The sequence below is a fragment of the Saccharomonospora marina XMU15 genome (assembly GCF_000244955.1).
GTDB classification, from domain to species: domain Bacteria; phylum Actinomycetota; class Actinomycetes; order Mycobacteriales; family Pseudonocardiaceae; genus Saccharomonospora_A; species Saccharomonospora_A marina.
In genome coordinates this window covers 4,502,279-4,521,359 of record NZ_CM001439.1, presented here as the reverse complement: position 1 = coordinate 4,521,359, position 19,081 = coordinate 4,502,279, and the positions used below count along the sequence as shown (strand labels likewise).

Below are 19,081 nucleotides of genomic sequence, written 5' to 3'. Positions count from 1 at the left end.
GAAAGCGGGTCGGCCGGATTTCTGTCAGGATCGCGTCATGGCCGATCGTCTCTCCGCGCTGGATGCCTCGTTCCTGTATGTGGAGACCCCTACCACGCCGATGCACGTCGGAAGCGTGGCAATCTTCGAGCGGCCGCGGTCGGGGTTCGGCTACCGGCAACTGCTCGCGCTCATCGAGCACCGGCTCGGTTACCTGCCTCGCTACCGGCAGCGGGTGCTGCAGGTTCCCGGCCACCTCGCCAGACCGGTGTGGGTCGACGACGTCGACTTCGACCTCAACTACCACGTCCGTCGCTCCGCGCTGCCGGAGCCGGGTGACGCCAGGCAGTTGTTCGAGCTGGTGGCACGGCTCATGGCCCGGCCGCTGGACCGCGAACGCCCGTTGTGGGAGACCTACTTCGTGGAGGGTCTCGCGGCGGGCAGGGTCGCGCTCGTCACGAAGGCCCACCAGTCGATGATCGACGGGATCGGCACCGTCGACCTCGGTCAACTGATCCTCGACGACACGCCGACACGGCGGGAGGCCGGCGACGACATCATCAGCTGGACGGCTCGCCGCCCACCCAACCGCACGCAACTCGTGCTCGACGCGGTCGAGGAGGCCGTGCGGCGGCCGGGCGAGGTGGTGGACAACGCCCGCTCGGCCGTGCGGGACCTGGCCAACGCCGCGGAGAAGACGCTCACCGCTGTGGGAGGAGCCGCCACGGTGCTGCGCTCGGTGCTGCGGCCGCCACCGTCGGGACCGCTCAACGCACACGTCAGTGGCGGCCGGGTTTTCGCGGGAGTGCGGACCGACCTCGACGACTACCGGGCCGTGCGTGCCAGGCACGGCTGTGCAGTGAACGACATCATTTTCGCTGTGCTCACCGGCGCGCTACGGCAGTGGCTCGCCTCACGCGGCGACCTGCTCGGCTCGGAGGCGACGGTGCGGGCACTTGTGCCGCTTGCCGTGCTCGACCCGGACACGGCCGAGTTCTCGCCTGCCGGGCTGGTGAACAACCGGGTGGAGCCGTGTCTGATCGACCTTCCGGTCGGCGAACCGAGCCCGGTGTTGCGGTTGCAGCACATCGCACACGCCATGGCCGAGCAGTTGGACTCCGAACGTTCGGTGGCCGCGCGGGCGATGTTGAAGGTCGGCGGGTTCGCGCCCGCCACCATGCAGGCGCTCGCGGCTCGTGCGGCGAGTCCGTTCTCCGGAAGGCTCTTCAACGTGCTCGTCACCAACTCGCCCGGCCCGCAGCAGCCGCTGTTCGCAGGCCCGGCGAGATTGAGCGAGATCTATCCGGTCGTGCCGCTCGCGCGTGACCAGGCGCTCGCGGTCGGTGTCACCTCCTACCACGGCAGTGTCTACTTCGGATTGAACGGGGACAGGAAGGCGCTGTCCGACGTGGACGTCCTCGCGGGGATGATCAGCGAATCGCTAGAGGAACTGAAAGGGACTGACTGGTGAGGGTCTACCTGCCTGCCACGATCAGCATGCTCCGCCAGCTGGTCAACGAAGGTGAGTTCATGCCGCTGAACGGGACGGCGTTCGCGCTGACACCCGCGTTGCGCGAGTCCTACACCAGTGGCTCCACCGAGGAGTTGGAGTACGTCGCGCTGATGGACGCCGCTCGGGCTTCGCTGCGCCTGCTCGCCGCCGCGCAGGAGGACGGCGGTGAAGACGCCAAACAGCCGCCCCGACGCGTCGTGGTGTCGGCCGACGTGGCCGACCCGGCGCTTCGGCCCGACCTCGACCACGCCGTCGTGCGACTGTCCGGTCCCCTACGGCTGGACCAGGTCGCCGCCGTGCATGTCGACACGGAGGAGGCCGAACCGGCGGTGACGGCCGCGGCGGCCGTGGTGGACGCCGCCGACCTCGGAGACGAGGACGCGGAGTTCACGCTCGGCGACGTCGAGGACCACGAACTCGCCTGGTACGCGCCCGGAGAACTGCCGTTCCTGCTCGAGCTCATGTAACCATGAGGGCAGCCCGCTCACGAGGCGGACAGACGGGAGGCGAGAACCCATGGACGCTGTGACAACGGTCCCCACGCCGGTGAACGAACCGGTTCGCTCGTACGCGCCGGGCACCCCCGAGCGCGAGTCGCTGCGGCGCAGGTTGGCCGAGCTGGAGGGTGACAAGCACGAGCTGACCCAGACCATCGCGGGACGGCGCAGGCAGGCGGGTGGCGAGCCGTTCGACGTCGTGCAGCCGCACGACCACGGGCACGTGCTCGGCGTGAGTGCGCAGGCCACCCCGCAGGACGTGGCCGACGCGGTGGCCGCGGCGAAGGCCGCGGCCCGCGAATGGAGCGAACTGCCCTTCGACGAGCGCGCGGCGGTGTTCCTGCGTGCGGCCGACCTGATCGCAGGACCCTACCGCGACACCCTCAACGCGGCGACGATGCTCGGCCAGTCGAAGTCGGTGCAGCAGGCCGAGATCGACGCCGCCTGCGAGTTGATCGACTTCCTGCGGTTCAACGTGGCATACGCGCGGCGGATTCTGGCCGAGCAGCCGAACTCGGCGCCCGGCGCCTGGAACCGGATGGACTACCGGCCGCTGGACGGCTTCGTAGTCGCGATCACTCCGTTCAACTTCACCGCGATCGCGGGCAACCTGCCGAGTTCACCGGCTCTCATGGGCAACACGGTGGTGTGGAAGCCCACGCCGTCGCAGCAACTCGCCGCCCACTACACCATGCAGGTTTTCGAGGAGGCCGGACTCCCGCCCGGCGTGATCAACATGGTCACCGGTGACGGGCAGGCGGTGAGCCAGGTCGCGCTGCCCGATCCAGGATTCGCCGGGCTGCACTTCACCGGGTCCACCGCCACGTTCAAGTTGTTGTGGCGCACGATCACCGATCACCTCGACGGCTACGGCAGCTATCCACGCATCGTCGGTGAGACCGGCGGCAAGGATTTCGTCGTCGCGCATCCCTCGGCGAACCCGGACAAGCTCGTGACCGCGCTGGTTCGCGGCGCGTTCGAGTACCAGGGGCAGAAGTGCTCCGCCGTTTCCCGCGCGTACCTGCCGCGCTCGCTGTGGGAGGACGGGCTGCGAGAGCGACTGGCCGACCTCACGCGCAGCGTCACCTACGGCGACATCACCGACTTCTCGCTGTTCGGCGGCGCCGTCATCAACGCGCGCGCGTTCGCCAAGCACCGCGAGTTGCTGGCGTCGGTCGATTCCGACCCGGCGGTGGATGTCCTGGTCGGTGGTGGCTGCGACGACCGGGTCGGCTACTTCGTCGAGCCGACGGTGCTGGTGTCGCAGGACCCGGCGCACACGCTGTTCTCCACGGAGTACTTCGGACCGATCATGGCGGTGCACGTCTACCCGGACGCGGACTACGAGCGAATCCTGGACGTCGTGGATACCAGCGCTCCGTACGCGCTGACCGGTGCCGTGTTCGCCGACGACCGGGCGGCCGTCCAGCAGGCGCACCGTGCGCTTCGACGCACGGCGGGCAACTTCTACGTCAACGACAAGCCAACCGGTTCGGTCGTGGGCCAGCAGCCGTTCGGCGGTTCTCGTGCGTCGGGCACCAACGACAAGGCGGGTTCGATGTTCAACCTGCTGCGCTGGGTGAGCCCACGCTCGATCAAGGAGACCTTCGACGCGCCCACCGACATTTCCTATCCCCACATGGGATGACCCCGAAAAAAGGGAATGCCCCCGGGCGAGGCGCGACAACGCCTCACTCGGGGGCAGTTCACCCGATGATCAGAACGAGGGCATCTCGCCGATCTGGTCGGCGGGAGGTGCCTCGACGTTCACCGGCGCGCCCCAGTCGGTGTACTTCATCACCATGGAGCCGCCCTGGCCGGGGGCACCCATGCTCTCGGCGATCTTGCCCATGTCCATGGACACCTGCACGGGGAGGTTGTCGCCGTTGAGCCACAGCTCCATCGGAAGCTTGCCCACCTTGTCGGCCAGCTGCTTCGCCTGCTCCTTCGTGATGCCCGAGCTCTCGGCCATGTCGTCGGAGATCTTGGCGTAGTCCAGCTCGATCCAGTAGTGGGTGACGTCCTGGCCGTCGAGCGTGGTCTCCTCGCTCTTGGTGATCTCACCCGCCTGCTGGACGTACTCCAGCGTCTTGCGCGGGTCGCTCTGCTCGGCCATCTGGTCGAACGTGCCGCCGAGTTGCTGCGACAGCGGGTCGGTGCCGTCGGCGGAGATCTTGATCCAGGTCTTGCCGTCCATCTGCGACGCCAGCTCGTCCGGCATCTTCATGTACATGGCCTTGTCGACGAGCCGGATCTCGAAGCTCTGCCCCTGCATCTCCATGGACATCGACATCTTCGAGTCGGCGCCCGCGTACAGCGCCTCCCCGTTGGCGGTCATCTGCTGACCGGCCATGTCCATTTCCATGGTGAACTTCGAAGACTGGCTTTCGTTGGTACGTTCCGTGGCCGCCTGGACCAGGTCCTGGGTGCTGGTGAACAGACCACCCCCCGAGTCCCCGCCGGTACCGATGGCGGTGCCGCCTTCGGTCCCACCACCGCAGGCGCTGAGCGCCAGAACGAGAGCGAAACCGCTCGCCGCCAGGGCTGACTTACGCATGGAGTCCCCTTGAATGCTTGGTTTTGACATGTCCGATCGCAAAGATCGGACGGACAACTCTCGCACAGGGTTCCACGGCGGCAATCACGAGATGTGCGAATCGCGTAAAACGGTGCGAACCGTCATGACTCGGCTCCGCTACGTGACGCCAGCAGCCTTCGCAGAGAAGCCAGCCTGCCCGGCCGTGCCCGCCCGGCCGCGACCACGTCGTCCAGCGCGCAGTCCGGGTCCTCGGCAGGGCCGAGATGCCCGCAACCCGGTGGGCATTCCTCCGCGGCCTCGGCGAACTCCCCGAAGGCGCGCACGATGTCGTCGCCGGTGACGTGGGCGAGGCCGAACGAGCGGATACCGGGCGTGTCGATCACCCACCCGCCACCCGGCAGCGGCAGCGCCACCGCCGTCACGGACGTGTGCCTGCCCTTGCCCACGGCGCTCACCTCGCCCGTCGCCAGGTCGGCCTCCGGGACCATGCGGTTGACCAGCGTGGACTTGCCCACCCCGGAGTGCCCGACGAGGGCGGAGACCCGGCCGTGCAGCACGTCGAGCAGTTCGGTGGGCTCCTGGTCGTGGCGGGTGACGACCGCGGGGACGTCGAGGTCGGCGTAGGAGGCCAGCAACTCGTCCGGCTCGGCGAGGTCGGCCTTGGTCAGGCACAGCACCGGCTCCAGCCCGCCCGTGTAGCAGGCGACGAGGCAGCGGTCGATGAAACCTGTCCTCGGCGGTGGATCGGCCAGCGAGGTGACGATCAGCAACTGCTCCGCGTTGGCGACGACGACCCGTTCGTAGGGATCGGTGTCGTCCGCGGTGCGTCGCAGCACGCTGTCGCGCGGCTCGACGCCCACGATCCTGGCCAGCGTGTCCGGGCGGCCGCTGACGTCGCCGACCAACCGGACCTGATCTCCGACGACAACTGGGGTGCGGCCCAGTTCCCGCGCCCGCATCGCGGTGACCAGCCGCGAGGGATCGGACTCGACCGCGCACCTCCATCGGCCCCTGTCCACCGACGTCACCATCGCGGGCACGGCCTCGGCGTGGATGGGGCGGCGCTTGCTGCGTGGCCGGGTCCCCTTGCCGGGGCGGACCCGGACGTCGCTCTCGTCGAGCCTGCGCCAGTCACTGCGGGCCAACCGCTTCACCCTCCTCCCACGACGCCGACCGTCCCAGTCCCAGACGATGATCCCCCATGCCGCTCGCCATGGCCCGGCAACCGTGTAACGATGGCGATCAGTAGCTGGAGAACAGGGAGGCCGATGCGATGTGCGGCCGCTATGCCGCCACCAAGGACCCCGCCACGTTGATGCGCGAGTTCGACGCGGTCGACGGCACGCAGGGGCAGGCTCCGGAGCCGAACTACAACGTCGCCCCGACCAAGAACGTGGTGACCGTGGTGGAGCGGCATCCCCGTGACGCGGAGGGCAACGCGCTCGCCGAGGAACCACCGTTGCGCAGCCTGCGGGTGATGCGCTGGGGGCTGGTGCCGTTCTGGGCGAAGGACCCTTCGGTGGGTAGTCGGATGATCAACACCCGCGCCGAGACCGCGACACAGAAGCCGGCGTTTCGCAAGGCACTGTCCCGCAGGCGCTGCCTCGTGCCCGCCGACGGCTGGTTCGAGTGGCGTGCGGCCGCGGCCGCGGGCAAGAAGGCTCCCAAGGAGCCCTTCTACATGACCTCGCCGGACGGTTCCTCGCTGGCCTTCGCCGGATTGTGGGAGACCTGGCGCGACCCGCAGGGCGACCCGGACGCCCCGCCACTGATCACCTGCTCGGTGCTGACGACCGACGCCGTGGGCAGGCTCTCCGAGATCCACGATCGCATGCCGTTCGTGCTGCAGCCGCAGCGTTGGCAGGGCTGGCTGGACCCCGACCGCACCGACGTCGCCGAGTTGCTGGCGCCGCCGGAGCAGGCGTGGGTGGATTCGCTCGAGGTGCGGCCGGTGTCCACCAAGGTGAACAGCGTGCGCAACAACGGACCCGAGCTGCTGGAGCGCGTCGAGCCGGAGCCGACCGACCTGGACGCGGCACTGTTCGACATCGGCAAGCGATGACCCGCAAGGAGATCGACACGCCGCACGGCCCGGCACGGGTCGAGTTGCACTGCGCGGAGGAAGGTGTCGCGGGGCTGCTGCTCGGCCACGGGGCGGGCGGCGGTGTCGAGGCGCCGGACCTGGTGGCGGTCACCAGGGCGGCGCAGCAGGCCGGCGTGCACGTGGCGCTGGTCGAGCAGCCCTACCGGGTGGCGGGGCGCAGGGCGCCCGCGCCCGCCGGGCAACTGGACGCCGCCTGGCTCGCGGTGGCCGACGATCTGTCGAGGACATGGTTCGACGGGATGCCGCTGGTGTTCGGCGGCAGGTCGTCGGGCGCGAGAGTCGCCTGCCGCACCGCGGCAAGCGGGCAGGCGGTGGCTGTGCTGTGTCTTGCTTTTCCCGAGCATCCCCCTGGAAGGCCGGAGAAGACCCGGCAGGAGGAGCTGGACGCGGTCACCGTGCCGACTCTCGTGGTGCAGGGTGAGCGCGACCCGTTCGGCCGTCCCGACCCGGGTCCTCACCACGAGATCGTCGTGGTCGCGGGCGACCACAACCTCAAGGCGGACCTGGCCGCCGTCGCCCGTGCGGCGGCGGAGTGGCTGCAGCGGGTGCTGCGCCCGCTCGCGGCCTGACTAGCAGGCGATGGCGGCGACCGTGGCCCCGGTGAGCCGAACGAGGTCGGCAGGTGCCAGCTCGATCTCGAGGCCGCGCCTTCCCCCCGAGCACAGCACGGTGTCGAACCGCTGCGCCGAAGCGTCCAGCACGACGGGCAACCTGGCGCGCTGGCCGAGCGGCGAGATCCCGCCGACGACGTAGCCGGTGGCCCGCTGAGCGGCCGCGGGGTCGGCCATTCGTGCCTTCTTGCCACCGACCGCGGCGGCCAGCGCCTTCAGATCGAGCTGTGCCGTGACCGGGACAACGCCGACGGTGAGCTGCCCGCCGACATCGGCGACCAACGTCTTGAACACCCGCTCCGGCGCCACCCCGAGTGCCTCGGCGGCCTCGGTCCCGTACGACTCGTGCCGCGGATCGTGCTCGTAGGTGTGCACCTTGTGGTCGATGCGCTGCTTGCTCAGCAACGCGGTCGCGGGAGTGCCCTTGCCAGCCACGAGCAGATCGTAGCCACCGGCTCCTCGGCCGGAATGGAGCATCGCGGCCGGGCGTTGACACAGACGTGCTGACAGCCTCCGTAAAGACGCAGGCAGTGCCGACGGCGTTGCCCAGAAGTTCTTCGAGCTCCCGCGTATCCTCGATACCGACCCATGCGCGTTCGGCCACGGGTGGCCGCCGCGCAGGCAGCGATCGGGAAGGGAACGGTTTGCCGAGCACCGAGAACTCCGCCGAGGCAACGGCCGAAGTGGCCGTGCAGCCCGACGGTGGGCAGGAACCGGAGCGCGAGCAGGAGCCGGAGCGCGAGCAGGACCTGGTGGAGCGCTTCGAGCGCGACGCCATGCCGTTGCTCGACCAGCTCTATTCGGCGGCCCTGAGGATGACCCGCAACCCCTCCGACGCCGAGGACCTGGTCCAGGAGACCTACCTGAAGGCTTACGCCGCGTTCTCCTCCTTCAAGAAGGGCACGAACCTCAAGGCGTGGATGTACCGCATCCTCACCAACACCTACATCAACGGCTACCGCAAGCGGCAGCGCCAGCCCCTCCAGCAGCCGACGGAGGAAATCACCGACTGGCAGCTCGCGCAGGCGGAGAGTCACACCTCGAGCGGGTTGCGCTCGGCCGAGGTGGAGGCGATGGACAACCTCCCGGACACCGACGTCAAGGCTGCGTTGCAGCAGCTGCCGGAGGAGTTCCGGCTCGCGGTGTACCTTGCCGACGTCGAGGGCTTCGCGTACAAGGAAATCGCTGAGATCATGGACACACCAATCGGCACGGTGATGTCTCGGCTGCACCGCGGGCGTAGCCAGCTTCGCGGTCTGCTCGCGGACGTCGCCAAGGAACGGGGCTTCGTTCGCTCCACCCAGCAGGAGGTGGCAGGCCGATGAGCGCGTGCGGCGGTTCGGACGAGTCCGGCAAGGTCAACTGCGACGAGGCGCTCGCCGAGATCTACCTGTTGCTCGACAAGGAGTGCAGCCCGGAGCGCGACGCCGAGCTGCGCAAGCACATCGAGGACTGCCCGCCCTGCCTTGAGGAGTACGGCATCGACGTGCAGATCAAGCAGTTGCTCGCGCGAAAGTGCGGCGGTGACCTCGCGCCCGCCGAGCTGAAGAGCAGACTGCGGGCCTCGATCCGCGAGACCGTGCAGCAGCGAGGCGGGCTGCGCTACGCCGAGACCGAGATCGACATCGAGGAGTTGCAGACCCCAGACGGTCGTGGGTGAACGGCGAGTCGCCGCTCACCCACGACTCGGCGTCAGGCGTTGGGCTTCTTGCCGTGGTTGGCGCCCTTCTTCTTCCTGTCGCGGCGCTTGCGGGCTCGCTTCGACATTGCTCACTCCTCCATGGCTTACTCGGCGTCTAGTGTGTCACGTGGGGGCTAGTTCGCTCGCATTGCATCCGAACCGTGGGAGTGGCCGGGAGGGGTATGTCCACGCTAGCTGAGCTGCTCGCCGACAACACCGGCCTGCCGGGCGAGGCGGTCGACCACCTGCAGATGGTGGTCGCCGAGTGGCAGTTGCTCGCCGACCTTTCCTTCGCGGACTTCCTGCTGTGGGTTCCTTCGGAGGAGGACGACGGCGACTTCGTCTGCGTGGCCCAGGTGAGACCGACCACGGGCCCGACGGCCCATCCCGAGGACGTGGTCGGCACCAGGTTCACCACGGCCGATCATCCGCAACTGGCCAGGGCGATGCGGGAGGAACGCATCTGCCGCGAGGAGGAACCGCACTGGTACCGGGACCTGCCGATGCGCAGGGAAGCGATTCCGGTGCGCTTCGGCGAGTCCGTCGTGGCCGTGCTCAGCCGCGACACCAACCTCGCCTCACCGAGGGTGCCGAGCCCGCTGGAGATCGCCTATCTCGGCAGCGCGGCCGACCTGTGCCAGATGATCGCCGACGGCACCTTCCCCAGCGTCGACGGCACCTCGGACGTGCACACCAGTCCCAGGGTCGGCGACGGGCTGATCAGGGTGGACTCCAGCGGGACGGTCGTTTTCGCCAGTCCCAACGGGCAGTCGGCCTACCACAGGATGGGGCACGAATCCGATCTCATCGGGACCAGGCTGGCTCCGCTGACCCGGTCGCTCATCAGGGACCCGTTCGACGCGACGGAGGTCTCGCACCGCATTCTGGACGCCCTCGACGGCAAGCCGGGCAGCCGCACCGAGGTCGAGTCGAGGCGTGGCGCCGTGGTGTTGTTCCGAGCGCTGCCGCTGCGGCCAGGGGGTCGAGCGGCGGGAGCACTCGTGCTGGTGCGCGACGTCACCGAGGTCAAGCGCAGGGACAGGGCCTTGCTTTCCAAGGACGCCACCATCCGCGAGATCCATCATCGGGTGAAGAACAACCTGCAGACGGTGGCGGCGCTGTTGCGGCTGCAGTCGCGCAGGACACCCTCACCGGAGGCGCGGCAGGCACTCGGCGAGTCGGTGCGCAGGGTTTCCTCCATCGCCATGGTGCACGAGGCGCTGTCGATGTCGGTCGACGAGCGGGTGGATCTGGACAAGCTTCTCGACAACGTGCTGCCCATGGTGGGTGAGGTCGCTACGGCGGAGTCCCAGGTGAGGCTCTCGCGGACCGGCTCTTTCGGGGTGGTCGTCGCCGAGATCGCGACGCCGCTGGTGATGGTGGTCGCCGAACTGGTGCAAAACGCCGTCGGCCATGCCTTCGCGGGCGGGCGCAACGGCAAGGTGGAGATCGTGGTCGAGCGATCGGCCCGCTGGCTCGACGTGCTGGTGAGGGACAACGGCAAGGGGCTGCCCGCGGGGTTCTCCCTCGAGCGTGCTGACGGACTCGGGCTGCAGATCGCGCGGACGCTCGTGGAGTCGGAGCTGCGAGGTTCGCTGTCGCTGCGTGGAATCCGGGAGGACGAGACGTCCGCGGGCGGAGCTCCCACCGCCGCGGGTCGACGCCTCGGCGGCACCGAGGCGGCTCTGCGCATCCCGCTCAGCCGCCGAGTGTGATCGGCGATTTCCGGGATCGAATTGCGGCGCTTTTCCGCGAGCCGTATGCACAGCGCTTGAGGGCCGACACCCGAAACGGATGTCGGCCCTCAAACCTTTTGCCTTGCGGCAAAAGGAATTCGCTGTTGTACCCGCGGCTTGAGTGTTCTCAGTGAACGCTTAGCACCGGTTGCCCGGTCCCTTCGCGAAACGCCAAGTGAGCCAGGAACTGCCGCTGGGTGATCTCAGAAATTGCTGCGCGTGCCGATCTGCGCACGGCGACGCTTGAGTGCACGCCGCTCGTCTTCGCTCATGCCGCCCCAGACGCCTGCATCCTGGCCGCTGGCCAGTGCCCAGGCCAGGCAGTCGGCAGCGACGGTGCAGCGGTGGCACACGGCCTTCGCCGCGGCAATCTGCGAGACAGCGGGGCCACTTGTTCCCACGGGGAAGAACAGTTCGGGGTCCTCGTCTCGGCAGGCCGCGCGGTGGCGCCAGTCCATTTTCGTGAGCTCCTTTTGGGGCGCGGCTGTCCGCGCCACAGTCGTCATGGCGGTCGTTTCTTGGGGTGCTTGTGAATGCTTTCACGAAGCTCCGGGTTCGACAAGTGTTTGGCGGAGATCGGTGAGTCAGCTCACCCGGCCAAGCGACCGGTCTGACCTGCGACTTTGCGGTGTCGCGGGGCCTGTTGGCCGGTCGACGTTGCGGTGAGTGGGCTCTTTCCGTCGCCGAGCGGCAACGCCAGTTTGCCGCAGGTGATCACGTCGATGCGTTGACCGACAGCAACCACTCAACTCACGACGGTGAGCGCACGGGGCACGCTGACGAACTCCACGTGCCGACGCTGCCCGACCAGATCTCCGTCGACCTGCAAGTTTACCTGTTCGTGTGCGGTAATGCTGACTATCGCCAGGTCATCGTGACGCAGCAGACGTCCGCCCCGGTGCCTCGCGCGCTTGCGCAGTGCCTGTCCCACGTGTCGAAGTACGGTCGGCAGGCCGAGGCTTGTCAGCGCGAACAGCCCCAGTCCGGTGTCGAACGAACACTCGGTGTTGAGCTGAACCGGCCGGGCGCCGAGGTAGCTCCAGGGAGCGGTGTTGGAAACGAACGCGGTGCGCACCTCCACCGGTTCCTCACCGGGAAGGCGGACGGTCAGCGGCGTCCTGCCTCGGGGGTGGCGCAGGTAGCACGACACGGCGGTGCGTAGGTACAGCGATGGCCCCGTCTGCTTGCCGCGCCGTTGCTCCACCTCCGCCACGACGTCGGCGTCCCAGCCCATCCCGGCGTTGAAGGTGAACCATCGCTCGCCTGCCCTGCCGAGTCCGACCTGCCTGCCGTGGCCGTGCTCCAGCGCGCGCAGCAACACGTGCGTGGCCTCGACCGGATCGCGGGGAAGTCCGAGCGCCCTGGCGAAGACGTTCGCGGAACCGCCGGGAACGACGCCGAGCATCGGTACCGAGTCGAACTGTCCCGGGCGGCCGTCGGTGCCCGCGAGCAGTCCGTTCACGACCTCGTTGACGGTGCCGTCCCCGCCGTGCGCGACGACGAGTCCGATGCCGTCGGCGGCCGCGGCTTCGGCGACGGCCATGGCGTGGCCCCGGTGTTCGGTCTCGACGACGTCGAGCTTCACCTGACTGGCCAGCGCGTGCGCCAGCACGTCGCGGCCACCGGGTGTGGTCGCGGTGGCTTGCGGATTCACGACGAGAACTGCGCGCACTACCGCAGAGTAGGTGACCCGGCAGTGGTTCCGGGCCGGTTGACCGCACAACTTCTGCGAATCTCGTCACTGCGCCGTGAAGCCGCTGAACCCGTGGTCTCGTTGGCTCCTGCCGGTTGCCCTCCGTTCTGCCTGCGACCTTCGGCCGCGCCGGACCTCGCGTCGCGACGAGTGCACCCCGAGCCGACCGCTCGCTCATCGACGACAACAGAATCTTTGCTCGCGGCCCGGCCACGCGAAAACGGCCGTCCGGGTGGCATACCATCGATGGTGCTCACGCACGGTCATCTGACTGGAGGGCCGAAACCCGTGCCCATTCGCGACAAACTCTCTCCCGCTCCCCGCGAGGTGCGCCTCGCGGGCGCGATCACCGTGCTGCCCGGTTTGGCGCTGCTGGCCATCGGCGTCGTACTGGCCGTCGACTCCGGTGGTGAGACGGCGGCGCCGGGCAACAACATCTACGCCGAGATCGCCTACTACGCCCTGCTCGCCGCTGGTGTGCTGGCCGTCGCCGCCGGTCTGCTGCTCGGCAAGACCTGGGCTCGCTCGCCCGCGCTGGTGGTAGGCCTGCTGCTGGTAGGAATCGGCTGGTACGCGACCGGGCCGTCCGCCCAGCCCGGCTACGGCGTGCCGACCATGCTCGCCGGTGCCGCTGTCGTGGTGCTGCTGTTCCGTAGGGCGTCGAGGGCATGGGTGCTCGGGATGCGCGAGGGAGAGACCGAGGAAGAGGCCGCCCGGCGAGGTGGCGCGGCAGGCAGGGCCGCCGCTGGGGACCGGGACGAGGACCAGCCGTAGCCCGCGGTCCCTACGGTAGTCCGACAGGGCGATAAAAACGAATACTCTTCACAAATTCCGGTACTCGTCGGTAATGTGCCCGCGGCACAGGCGCCGAAGGAGGCCGGTATGCGGGCACGTATCCCCGTCCTGATCGCGACCGCGGTTGTCACCATGGCGGGGGTGGTCGTACCCGCCGGTTCCGCGACGGCCCGGCAACCGGACCCCCCGCCTGCCGTGCCCGACTACTGCGCCGGACAGTGCGCCGACATCCTGCCTCCCGGCGAGAACGGCAACGCCACCCTCGCTCAGATCCTCGCGCACCGGCTGCTCGGCACCCGACCCGCGCACGCGGACGACCAACTCGGTGCCTACGCCGCACTCGCCGACGAGTACCCCACCCTCACGACCGACACGATCCGCCGGTTCTTCAACGACGCCTCCTTCGGCGTCGAGCCGGACGACGTGGAAAGCGTTGTCCGGCCGCGCGAGGACGTGACGATCATCAGGGACAAGTCGACGGGGGTGCCACACATCTACGGCACCACCAGATCCGGCACCGAGTTCGGCGCCGGGTTCGCCGCCGCGCAGGACCGACTGTGGCTCATGGACATCATGCGTCGTGTCGGCAGGGGGCAGCTCACCTCGTTCGCGGGCGGGGCGCAGGGCAACCGCGAACTGGAGCAGCAGTTCTTCAGCGCGGCGCCCTACACCGAGGAGGAACTGGCCGAGCAGATCGAAAGGGCGGCCAGGTCCGGGCCGCGGGGCGCGCAGGCGCTCGCCGACGCGCGGTCCTACGTGGACGGCATCAACGCCTACATCGAGCGGGCGCACCGCGGTCGCTACTTCCCTGGCGAGTACGTGCTCACCGGGCACGTCGACCCGATCACCAACATCGGTGAGATCGAGCCGTTCGAACTGACCGACCTGGTGGTGCTGGCCTCGGTGGTCGGTGCCCAGTTCGGTGCGGGCGGAGGCGGCGAGGTGCGCGCCGCCATCGCGAAACTGGCCGTCCAGGAGCGGTACGGGCTCGAGCAGGGCGAGCGGGTCTGGCGCGGCCTGCGCGCTGAGGACGACCCGGAGACCGTACGCACGTTGCACGACGGTCAGCGCTTTCCCTACGGCAGGACTCCCGAGCACGCCACGGGAAGGGCGATGCCCCGACCCGACTCGGTGCTCCCGCAGCAACTCGTCTTCGACCGGTCGGGTTCGGCCGCCGACGACGACACCGCGGCGTGGCACGTGCCCGCTCCCGCCGAGCTGGAGCCCGCACGCGGCATGTTCGCCGACGGCGTACTGCCTGCCGATCTGCTCAGCGAGAAGCACGGCATGTCCAACGCGTTGCTGGTCTCGGGAAGACACACCGAAAGCGGTAACCCTGTCGCCGTGTTCGGCCCGCAGACCGGTTACTTCGCCCCGCAGTTGCTGATGCTGCAGGAGCTGCAGGGCCCCGGCATCAGCGCGCGCGGTGCTTCGTTCGCGGGGCTGAGCTTCTACGTGCTGCTCGGCAGGGGACAGGACTACGCGTGGAGCGCGACCACGTCGGCGCAGGACATCGTCGACACCTACGCCGTGGAGTTGTGCGAGCCGGGCGGCGAGCCGCCGACGCGGGAGTCCGACCACTACCTCTTCGACGGGCAGTGCGTGCGGATGGACACGGTGGAGCGGAAGAACTCCTGGCGCCCCACGATCGCGGACCCGACCGCGCCCGGCTCCTACACGCTACGCAGCTACCGCACCAAGTACGGTCCGGTCACCCACCGCGCCGTCGTCGACGGCAAGCCGGTGGCCTACGCATCGCTTCGCTCGACCTACTTCCACGAGGTCGACTCGATCGTGGGCTTCCAGGAACTCAACGACCCCGGCGCCATCCGTTCCGCCCGCGACTTCCAGCGGGCCACCTCGAAGATCAACTACACCTTCAACTGGTTCTACGCCGACGCCGACGACACCGCCTACTTCAATTCCGGTGCCAACCCGGTGCGCCACCCCGACGCGGACCCGAGCATGCCGGTGTGGGGCAACGCCGGGCTGGACTGGCGCGGCTGGAATCCCGAAGGCAACTCCGCCGAGTACACCTCGTTCGAGGCCCACCCACAGTCGATCAACCAGGACTACTACATCAGCTGGAACAACGCGCAGGCGCTGGAGTACGCGGCGGCGGGGTACGAGAAGTCGTCGGTGCACAGAGGGGATCTGCTCGACCGCCGGGTGAGTGAGCTGATCGCGGACGGCGGCAAGGTGAACCGCGTGAACCTCACGCAGGCGATGGCCGAGGCGGGTCTGGCGGATCTACGGGCGGAGCGGGTGCTGCCGGAACTGCTCCGGGTGATCGACACCGCGCCGGTGACCGACGAGGTGGCGGCCGGTGCCGTCGCCGAACTGCGCGCCTGGGCGCGGGACGGCGGCCTTCGCGCCGAGACCGAGCCCGGCAGCAGGCGTTACCGGCACGCGACGGCGATACGGATCATGGATGCCTGGTGGCCGCTGCTCGTGCGCGCGCAGTTCGAGCCGGGCATGGGCGAGCGGGCCTTCGACGCCATGGTGTCGGTGCTGAAGATCAACGAGTCGCCCTCCGGATTCCAGAACGAGGTGCCCGGCAAGCACGTCGGGCAGCCTCACCAGGGTTCGGCCTACCAGTCCGGTTGGTGGGGCTACGTGCACAAGGACATTCGCGCGGTCCTCGGCGATCCGGTGAATGGCGGTCTCGGCGAGCGGTTCTGCGGCGGAGGGGATCTTTCCGCCTGCCGCGCGCTGCTGCTGGACACGCTGCGGCAGGCCGTGCGGGAGCCGATCGAGGACACCTACCCCGGTGACGCCGACTGCGAGCCGGGAGACCAGTGGTGTGCCGACTCGATCGTGCACCGGCCACTGGGCGGGATCACTCACGACAAGATCAGCACACAGAACCGGCCGACCTATCAGCAGGTGGTGGAGTTCCCGGCTCGCAGGTGAGCGACGACAGGGCACGGCCCGCGCCGAGCAGGTGCGGGCCGTGCCCCGAGATGCGGAACGCATGCGCTGCCGACCACGCGTCGGCACCGGGCAGGTGCGGGCCGTGCCCTGCCTGCGCCGACTATGCCGTCGCGGCTGTCCCGGCGGCGAGGGCGCGCAGTGGTTCGTCGGTGAGCCGGTAAACCATCCACTCGTCCATCGCTTCGGCGCCGAGGGAGGCGTAGAAGTTCCTGGCCGGGTTCCAGTGCAGCACCCACCACTCCAGCCGTGCGTAGCCACGGTCGACACACTCCCTGGCCAGCGCGGCGAGCAGCGCCTTGCCCAGACCCGACCCGCGCAACTCCTCACGCACGTACAGGTCCTCCAGGTAGATGCCGTGCACGCCGCGCCAGGTCGAGAAGTTGAGAAACCACAGCGCGAAGCCGACAACCTCGCCATCGACCTCGGCGACGTGACCGAACAGCGCCGGGTTGTCCCCGAACAGCGCCGCGGTGAGTTGTTCGGAGGTGAGCAGGCATTCCTGCGGTGCCCGCTCGTACTCGGCCAACTCGTGGACCAGTTTCACGACGGTTTCCACGTCGCTTTCACGGACGCGCCTGATGCGGTTGTCGGGTTCGGTCAAGGAAGGCCTCGCGTTTGTCGTCAGGACGGTGGGACGTTGAGATGCTGGATCTGCGGCACACCTCGCTCGTGCCCCAATACGGTGACACTCGCCGGATCGAACCGGAAGTGAACTCCGGCGGCGGGTTCGAGGCCGAGCCAGCGGGCGATGAGCACCCGGCTGAGGTGACCGTGCCCGACGAGGATGACGGCTCCCTCGGTGAGGGGGTCACGCACCCTGGTGAGTATCCGGTCGGCCCTCGCGCCGACCTCGCCCGCGCTCTCGCCTCCGGGTGTCTGGTGCGACCACACCGTCCAACCCGGCACCCGCTCGCGGATCTGAGGTGTGGTCAGCCCCTCGTAGTCGCCGTAGTCCCACTCGGACAACTCCTCGGTCGCCTCGTCCACACGCAGCCCCGCCAGTTCGGCGGTGCGCAGCGCTCGACGGCGCGGGCTGCTGAGCACGAGCACGGGCGAGCGGTCGTTCATCATGGCGTAGGTCCTGCCCGCCGCATGCGCCTGCCGCTCGCCGACGGCGGTCAGCGGCAGGTCGGTGCGCCCGGTATGCCTGCCCTCGGCGGACCACTCGGTCTGCCCGTGGCGGAGTAGGAAGAGCGGGTGCTGATCCACACAGCGAATATAGCCGCAGGCGGCGACGGGAACCGGTGTTGATCTCGTGCCCGCGGTATCGGTGCCGCGTTCGGCCCTTCGAGTGAAACTTAACGCCGTTTACCCAGGTGAAGTGAAAGTGACTCATGTTCGTGCTTGTCCGTTGCGGCACCCACCGGAAAACTTGCCCGCCATGTCCATGTCACGCAGGCGCCTGCTCGGCCTCGCCGCGCTCAACTCGGCCGCCGCTCTCGGTCTGACCACCATCACCACTTCGCGGGCAACGGCGTCCGCCCAAAGCGACTTCTCGCCCGCCGTGGTGATCGGCACCGGGTACGGCGCCGCTGTCACCGCGCTGCGGCTCGGGCAGGCGGGGGTGCCCACGCTCATGCTGGAGATGGGCCAGCTTTGGGACACGGCCGCGGACGACGGGCGGGTCTTCTGCGACATGCTTGCCCCCGACAGGCGCTCGATGTGGCTCAAGACGCGCACCCAAGCGCCGCTGGCGACCTTCCTGTGGGCCGACATCAACCGCGACATCGAGCGCTACGCGGGCGTGCTCGACCGGGTCGACCACGGCGCCATGTCGGTCTACGTCGGCAGGGGCGTCGGCGGCGGCTCTCTTGTCAACGGGGCGATGGCGGTCACGCCGAAACGGGCGTACTTCGAGGAGATCCTTCCCGGCGTCGATGCCGACGAGATGTACGGCACCTACTTCCCACGAGCCAACGCCGCGCTCGGTGTCAACCACATCGACCCCGACTGGTTCGAGACGTGCAAGGCCTACCAGTACGCGAGGGTGTCCAGGAAACACGCCCACAACACCGGGCTGAACACCACGTTCGTGCCCAGCGTCTACGACTTCGACTACATGCGCAGGGAGGAGGCGCAGCAGGTGCCGCGTTCGGCACTGGCGTCGGAGGTCATCTACGGCAACAACCACGGCAAGGGCTCGCTGGACAAGTCCTACCTGCCCGCCGCGCTCGGCACGGGCAACGTGACCATCCGCACGCTGCACGAGGTGCGCGGCATCCGCAGGCAACCCGACCGCACCTACGTGCTCGGGGTGCGTGAACTGGACACCGCGGGCAACGTGGTCGCGACCAGGGAGATCGGTGCGCGATACGTGTTCCTCGGAGCAGGCAGTCTGGGTTCGACCGAACTGCTGCTGCGGGCACGTGACACCGCGACACTGCCGAACCTCGGGGCAGCGGTGGGGCAGGGCTGGGGAACCAACGGCAACGTCATGCTCGGCCGGGCCAACCACATGTGGGACACCACCGGCGCGGTGCAGTCCGGAATGCCCGCACTCGGTATCGACGCCTGGGACGACCCCGAACACCCGGTGTTCGCCGAGATCGCCCCGATGCCTGCGGGCACGGAGCTGTGGGTGAGCCTCTACCTCGCCATCACCCGCACTCCGGAGCGTGCGCATTTCACCTACGACGCCGCGGCCGACGCGGCCCGGCTGAGTTGGACGGCGGAGCAGGGACAGCCGTCGATCCAGGCTGCGAAGGCGATGTTCGACAAGATCAACCGGGTGAACGCCACCGTCTACCGGACGGATCTGTTCGGCGACACCCGGGCGTTCGAGGACCGGTTCACCTACCACCCGCTCGGCGGGTTGGTACTCGGCGAGGCGACCGACTCCTACGGCCGCGTGGCCGGCTACGACAACCTCTACGTCACCGACGGTTCGCTCATCCCTGGCAGCACCGGCGTCAACCCGTTCGTGACCATCACCGCGCTCGCCGAGCGCAACATCGAGCGAGTGCTGGCCGAGGACATCGCCTAGTCATCGGCTCACCCTG

The 19,081-nt window shown here is 68.7% G+C and carries 19 protein-coding genes; 11 read left to right on the top strand and 8 right to left on the bottom strand.

Annotation, left to right across the window (positions count from 1 at the left end; translation table 11 throughout):
* The first annotated feature begins 37 nt into the window (after positions 1-37).
* From SACMADRAFT_RS21335 to pruA, 3 genes are read left to right on the top strand one after another with little or no spacing between them, the layout of a single operon-like run.
* Positions 38-1,450 (top strand): WS/DGAT/MGAT family O-acyltransferase, encoded by a 1,413-nt coding sequence (locus tag SACMADRAFT_RS21335; protein WP_009155923.1) that lies wholly within the window; start codon positions 38-40, stop codon positions 1,448-1,450.
* A complete protein-coding gene (locus SACMADRAFT_RS21330) occupies positions 1,447-1,959 on the top strand; it encodes a DUF6912 family protein (RefSeq protein WP_009155922.1) in 513 nt (170 codons plus the stop codon). Before SACMADRAFT_RS21335 ends, SACMADRAFT_RS21330 begins: the two co-directional genes overlap by 4 nt.
* Positions 1,960-2,008: 49 nt before the next feature.
* On the top strand, positions 2,009-3,637 hold the full coding sequence (gene pruA, locus SACMADRAFT_RS21325; protein ID WP_009155921.1) for an L-glutamate gamma-semialdehyde dehydrogenase: 1,629 nt from the start codon (positions 2,009-2,011) through the stop codon (positions 3,635-3,637).
* Positions 3,638-3,706: 69 nt separating this feature from the next.
* On the opposite strand, the gene SACMADRAFT_RS21320 is transcribed toward pruA, so the two are convergent.
* The gene (locus SACMADRAFT_RS21320; RefSeq protein WP_009155920.1) at positions 3,707-4,546 is read right to left on the bottom strand and encodes a hypothetical protein; all 840 of its coding nucleotides are present in this window, start codon (positions 4,544-4,546) and stop codon (positions 3,707-3,709) included.
* A gap of 122 nt (positions 4,547-4,668) precedes the next feature.
* Positions 4,669-5,673, bottom strand: coding sequence for a ribosome small subunit-dependent GTPase A (rsgA, locus tag SACMADRAFT_RS21315; RefSeq protein WP_009155919.1), 1,005 nt, complete (start codon positions 5,671-5,673; stop codon positions 4,669-4,671).
* Positions 5,674-5,801: 128 nt separating this feature from the next.
* Between rsgA and SACMADRAFT_RS21310 the strand changes: the two genes are divergently transcribed.
* Positions 5,802-6,590 carry an SOS response-associated peptidase gene (locus SACMADRAFT_RS21310; RefSeq protein WP_009155918.1) on the top strand — a complete coding sequence of 263 codons (789 nt, stop codon included), beginning with the start codon at positions 5,802-5,804 and terminating at the stop codon, positions 6,588-6,590.
* Entirely contained in the window at positions 6,587-7,201 is a 615-nt protein-coding gene (locus SACMADRAFT_RS21305) for an alpha/beta hydrolase family protein (RefSeq protein WP_009155917.1), read from the top strand. The genes SACMADRAFT_RS21310 and SACMADRAFT_RS21305 overlap by 4 nt, the downstream gene beginning before the upstream one ends.
* Here SACMADRAFT_RS21305 and ybaK read toward each other — a convergent pair whose 3' ends face one another.
* Positions 7,202-7,678 (bottom strand): Cys-tRNA(Pro) deacylase, encoded by a 477-nt coding sequence (gene ybaK, locus SACMADRAFT_RS21300; RefSeq protein ID WP_040926688.1) that lies wholly within the window; start codon positions 7,676-7,678, stop codon positions 7,202-7,204.
* Positions 7,679-7,887: 209 nt separating this feature from the next.
* On the opposite strand from ybaK, the gene SACMADRAFT_RS21295 reads away from it, so the two are divergent.
* Positions 7,888-8,568 carry a sigma-70 family RNA polymerase sigma factor gene (locus SACMADRAFT_RS21295; RefSeq protein ID WP_009155915.1) on the top strand — a complete coding sequence of 227 codons (681 nt, stop codon included), beginning with the start codon at positions 7,888-7,890 and terminating at the stop codon, positions 8,566-8,568.
* On the top strand, positions 8,565-8,903 hold the full coding sequence (rsrA, locus tag SACMADRAFT_RS21290) for a mycothiol system anti-sigma-R factor (RefSeq protein ID WP_009155914.1): 339 nt from the start codon (positions 8,565-8,567) through the stop codon (positions 8,901-8,903). Before SACMADRAFT_RS21295 ends, rsrA begins: the two co-directional genes overlap by 4 nt.
* 32 nt (positions 8,904-8,935) lie before the next feature.
* Here the strand turns inward: rsrA and SACMADRAFT_RS31465 are convergent, their stop codons facing one another.
* Positions 8,936-9,010: a 50S ribosomal protein bL37 gene (locus SACMADRAFT_RS31465; RefSeq protein ID WP_390623317.1), complete on the bottom strand. Its 75-nt coding sequence runs from the start codon at positions 9,008-9,010 to the stop codon at positions 8,936-8,938.
* 96 nt (positions 9,011-9,106) lie between these two features.
* On the opposite strand from SACMADRAFT_RS31465, the gene SACMADRAFT_RS21285 reads away from it, so the two are divergent.
* Complete coding sequence (locus SACMADRAFT_RS21285) at positions 9,107-10,639, top strand: sensor histidine kinase (RefSeq protein ID WP_009155913.1); 1,533 nt, start codon at positions 9,107-9,109, stop codon at positions 10,637-10,639.
* A 224-nt stretch (positions 10,640-10,863) separates the two neighbouring features.
* On the opposite strand, the gene SACMADRAFT_RS21280 is transcribed toward SACMADRAFT_RS21285, so the two are convergent.
* Positions 10,864-11,118 (bottom strand): WhiB family transcriptional regulator, encoded by a 255-nt coding sequence (locus tag SACMADRAFT_RS21280; RefSeq protein ID WP_009155912.1) that lies wholly within the window; start codon positions 11,116-11,118, stop codon positions 10,864-10,866.
* Positions 11,119-11,405: 287 nt separating this feature from the next.
* Entirely contained in the window at positions 11,406-12,332 is a 927-nt protein-coding gene (locus SACMADRAFT_RS21275; RefSeq protein WP_009155911.1) for a diacylglycerol/lipid kinase family protein, read from the bottom strand.
* A gap of 309 nt (positions 12,333-12,641) precedes the next feature.
* On the opposite strand from SACMADRAFT_RS21275, the gene SACMADRAFT_RS21270 reads away from it, so the two are divergent.
* The gene (locus tag SACMADRAFT_RS21270) at positions 12,642-13,127 is read left to right on the top strand and encodes a hypothetical protein (protein WP_009155910.1); all 486 of its coding nucleotides are present in this window, start codon (positions 12,642-12,644) and stop codon (positions 13,125-13,127) included.
* A 108-nt stretch (positions 13,128-13,235) separates the two neighbouring features.
* Positions 13,236-16,061 carry a penicillin acylase family protein gene (locus tag SACMADRAFT_RS21265; protein ID WP_009155909.1) on the top strand — a complete coding sequence of 942 codons (2,826 nt, stop codon included), beginning with the start codon at positions 13,236-13,238 and terminating at the stop codon, positions 16,059-16,061.
* Positions 16,062-16,182: 121 nt separating this feature from the next.
* Here the strand turns inward: SACMADRAFT_RS21265 and SACMADRAFT_RS21260 are convergent, their stop codons facing one another.
* A complete protein-coding gene (locus SACMADRAFT_RS21260) occupies positions 16,183-16,683 on the bottom strand; it encodes a GNAT family N-acetyltransferase (protein WP_009155908.1) in 501 nt (166 codons plus the stop codon).
* A gap of 20 nt (positions 16,684-16,703) precedes the next feature.
* Positions 16,704-17,291, bottom strand: a complete 588-nt coding sequence (locus tag SACMADRAFT_RS21255; protein ID WP_009155907.1) for an acid phosphatase — start codon at positions 17,289-17,291, stop codon at positions 16,704-16,706.
* Positions 17,292-17,463: 172 nt separating this feature from the next.
* Between SACMADRAFT_RS21255 and SACMADRAFT_RS21250 the strand changes: the two genes are divergently transcribed.
* Positions 17,464-19,065, top strand: a complete 1,602-nt coding sequence (locus SACMADRAFT_RS21250) for a GMC oxidoreductase (protein WP_009155906.1) — start codon at positions 17,464-17,466, stop codon at positions 19,063-19,065.
* Positions 19,066-19,081 lie beyond the last annotated feature (16 nt).

Bases quoted from the DNA above. Each gene is read 5' to 3' on its own strand.
- SACMADRAFT_RS21250 (WP_009155906.1), top strand. From the start codon at position 17,464: ATGTCCATGTCACGCAGGCGCCTGCTCGGCCTCGCCGCGCTCAACTCG.
- SACMADRAFT_RS21265 (WP_009155909.1), top strand. From the start codon at position 13,236: ATGCGGGCACGTATCCCCGTCCTGATCGCGACCGCGGTTGTCACCATG.
- SACMADRAFT_RS21335 (WP_009155923.1), top strand. From the start codon at position 38: ATGGCCGATCGTCTCTCCGCGCTGGATGCCTCGTTCCTGTATGTGGAG.
- pruA (WP_009155921.1), top strand. From the start codon at position 2,009: ATGGACGCTGTGACAACGGTCCCCACGCCGGTGAACGAACCGGTTCGC.
- rsrA (WP_009155914.1), top strand. From the start codon at position 8,565: ATGAGCGCGTGCGGCGGTTCGGACGAGTCCGGCAAGGTCAACTGCGAC.
- SACMADRAFT_RS21320 (WP_009155920.1), bottom strand. From the start codon at position 4,546: ATGCGTAAGTCAGCCCTGGCGGCGAGCGGTTTCGCTCTCGTTCTGGCG.
- SACMADRAFT_RS21280 (WP_009155912.1), bottom strand. From the start codon at position 11,118: ATGGACTGGCGCCACCGCGCGGCCTGCCGAGACGAGGACCCCGAACTG.
- SACMADRAFT_RS21305 (WP_009155917.1), top strand. From the start codon at position 6,587: ATGACCCGCAAGGAGATCGACACGCCGCACGGCCCGGCACGGGTCGAG.
- SACMADRAFT_RS21310 (WP_009155918.1), top strand. From the start codon at position 5,802: ATGTGCGGCCGCTATGCCGCCACCAAGGACCCCGCCACGTTGATGCGC.
- SACMADRAFT_RS21285 (WP_009155913.1), top strand. From the start codon at position 9,107: ATGTCCACGCTAGCTGAGCTGCTCGCCGACAACACCGGCCTGCCGGGC.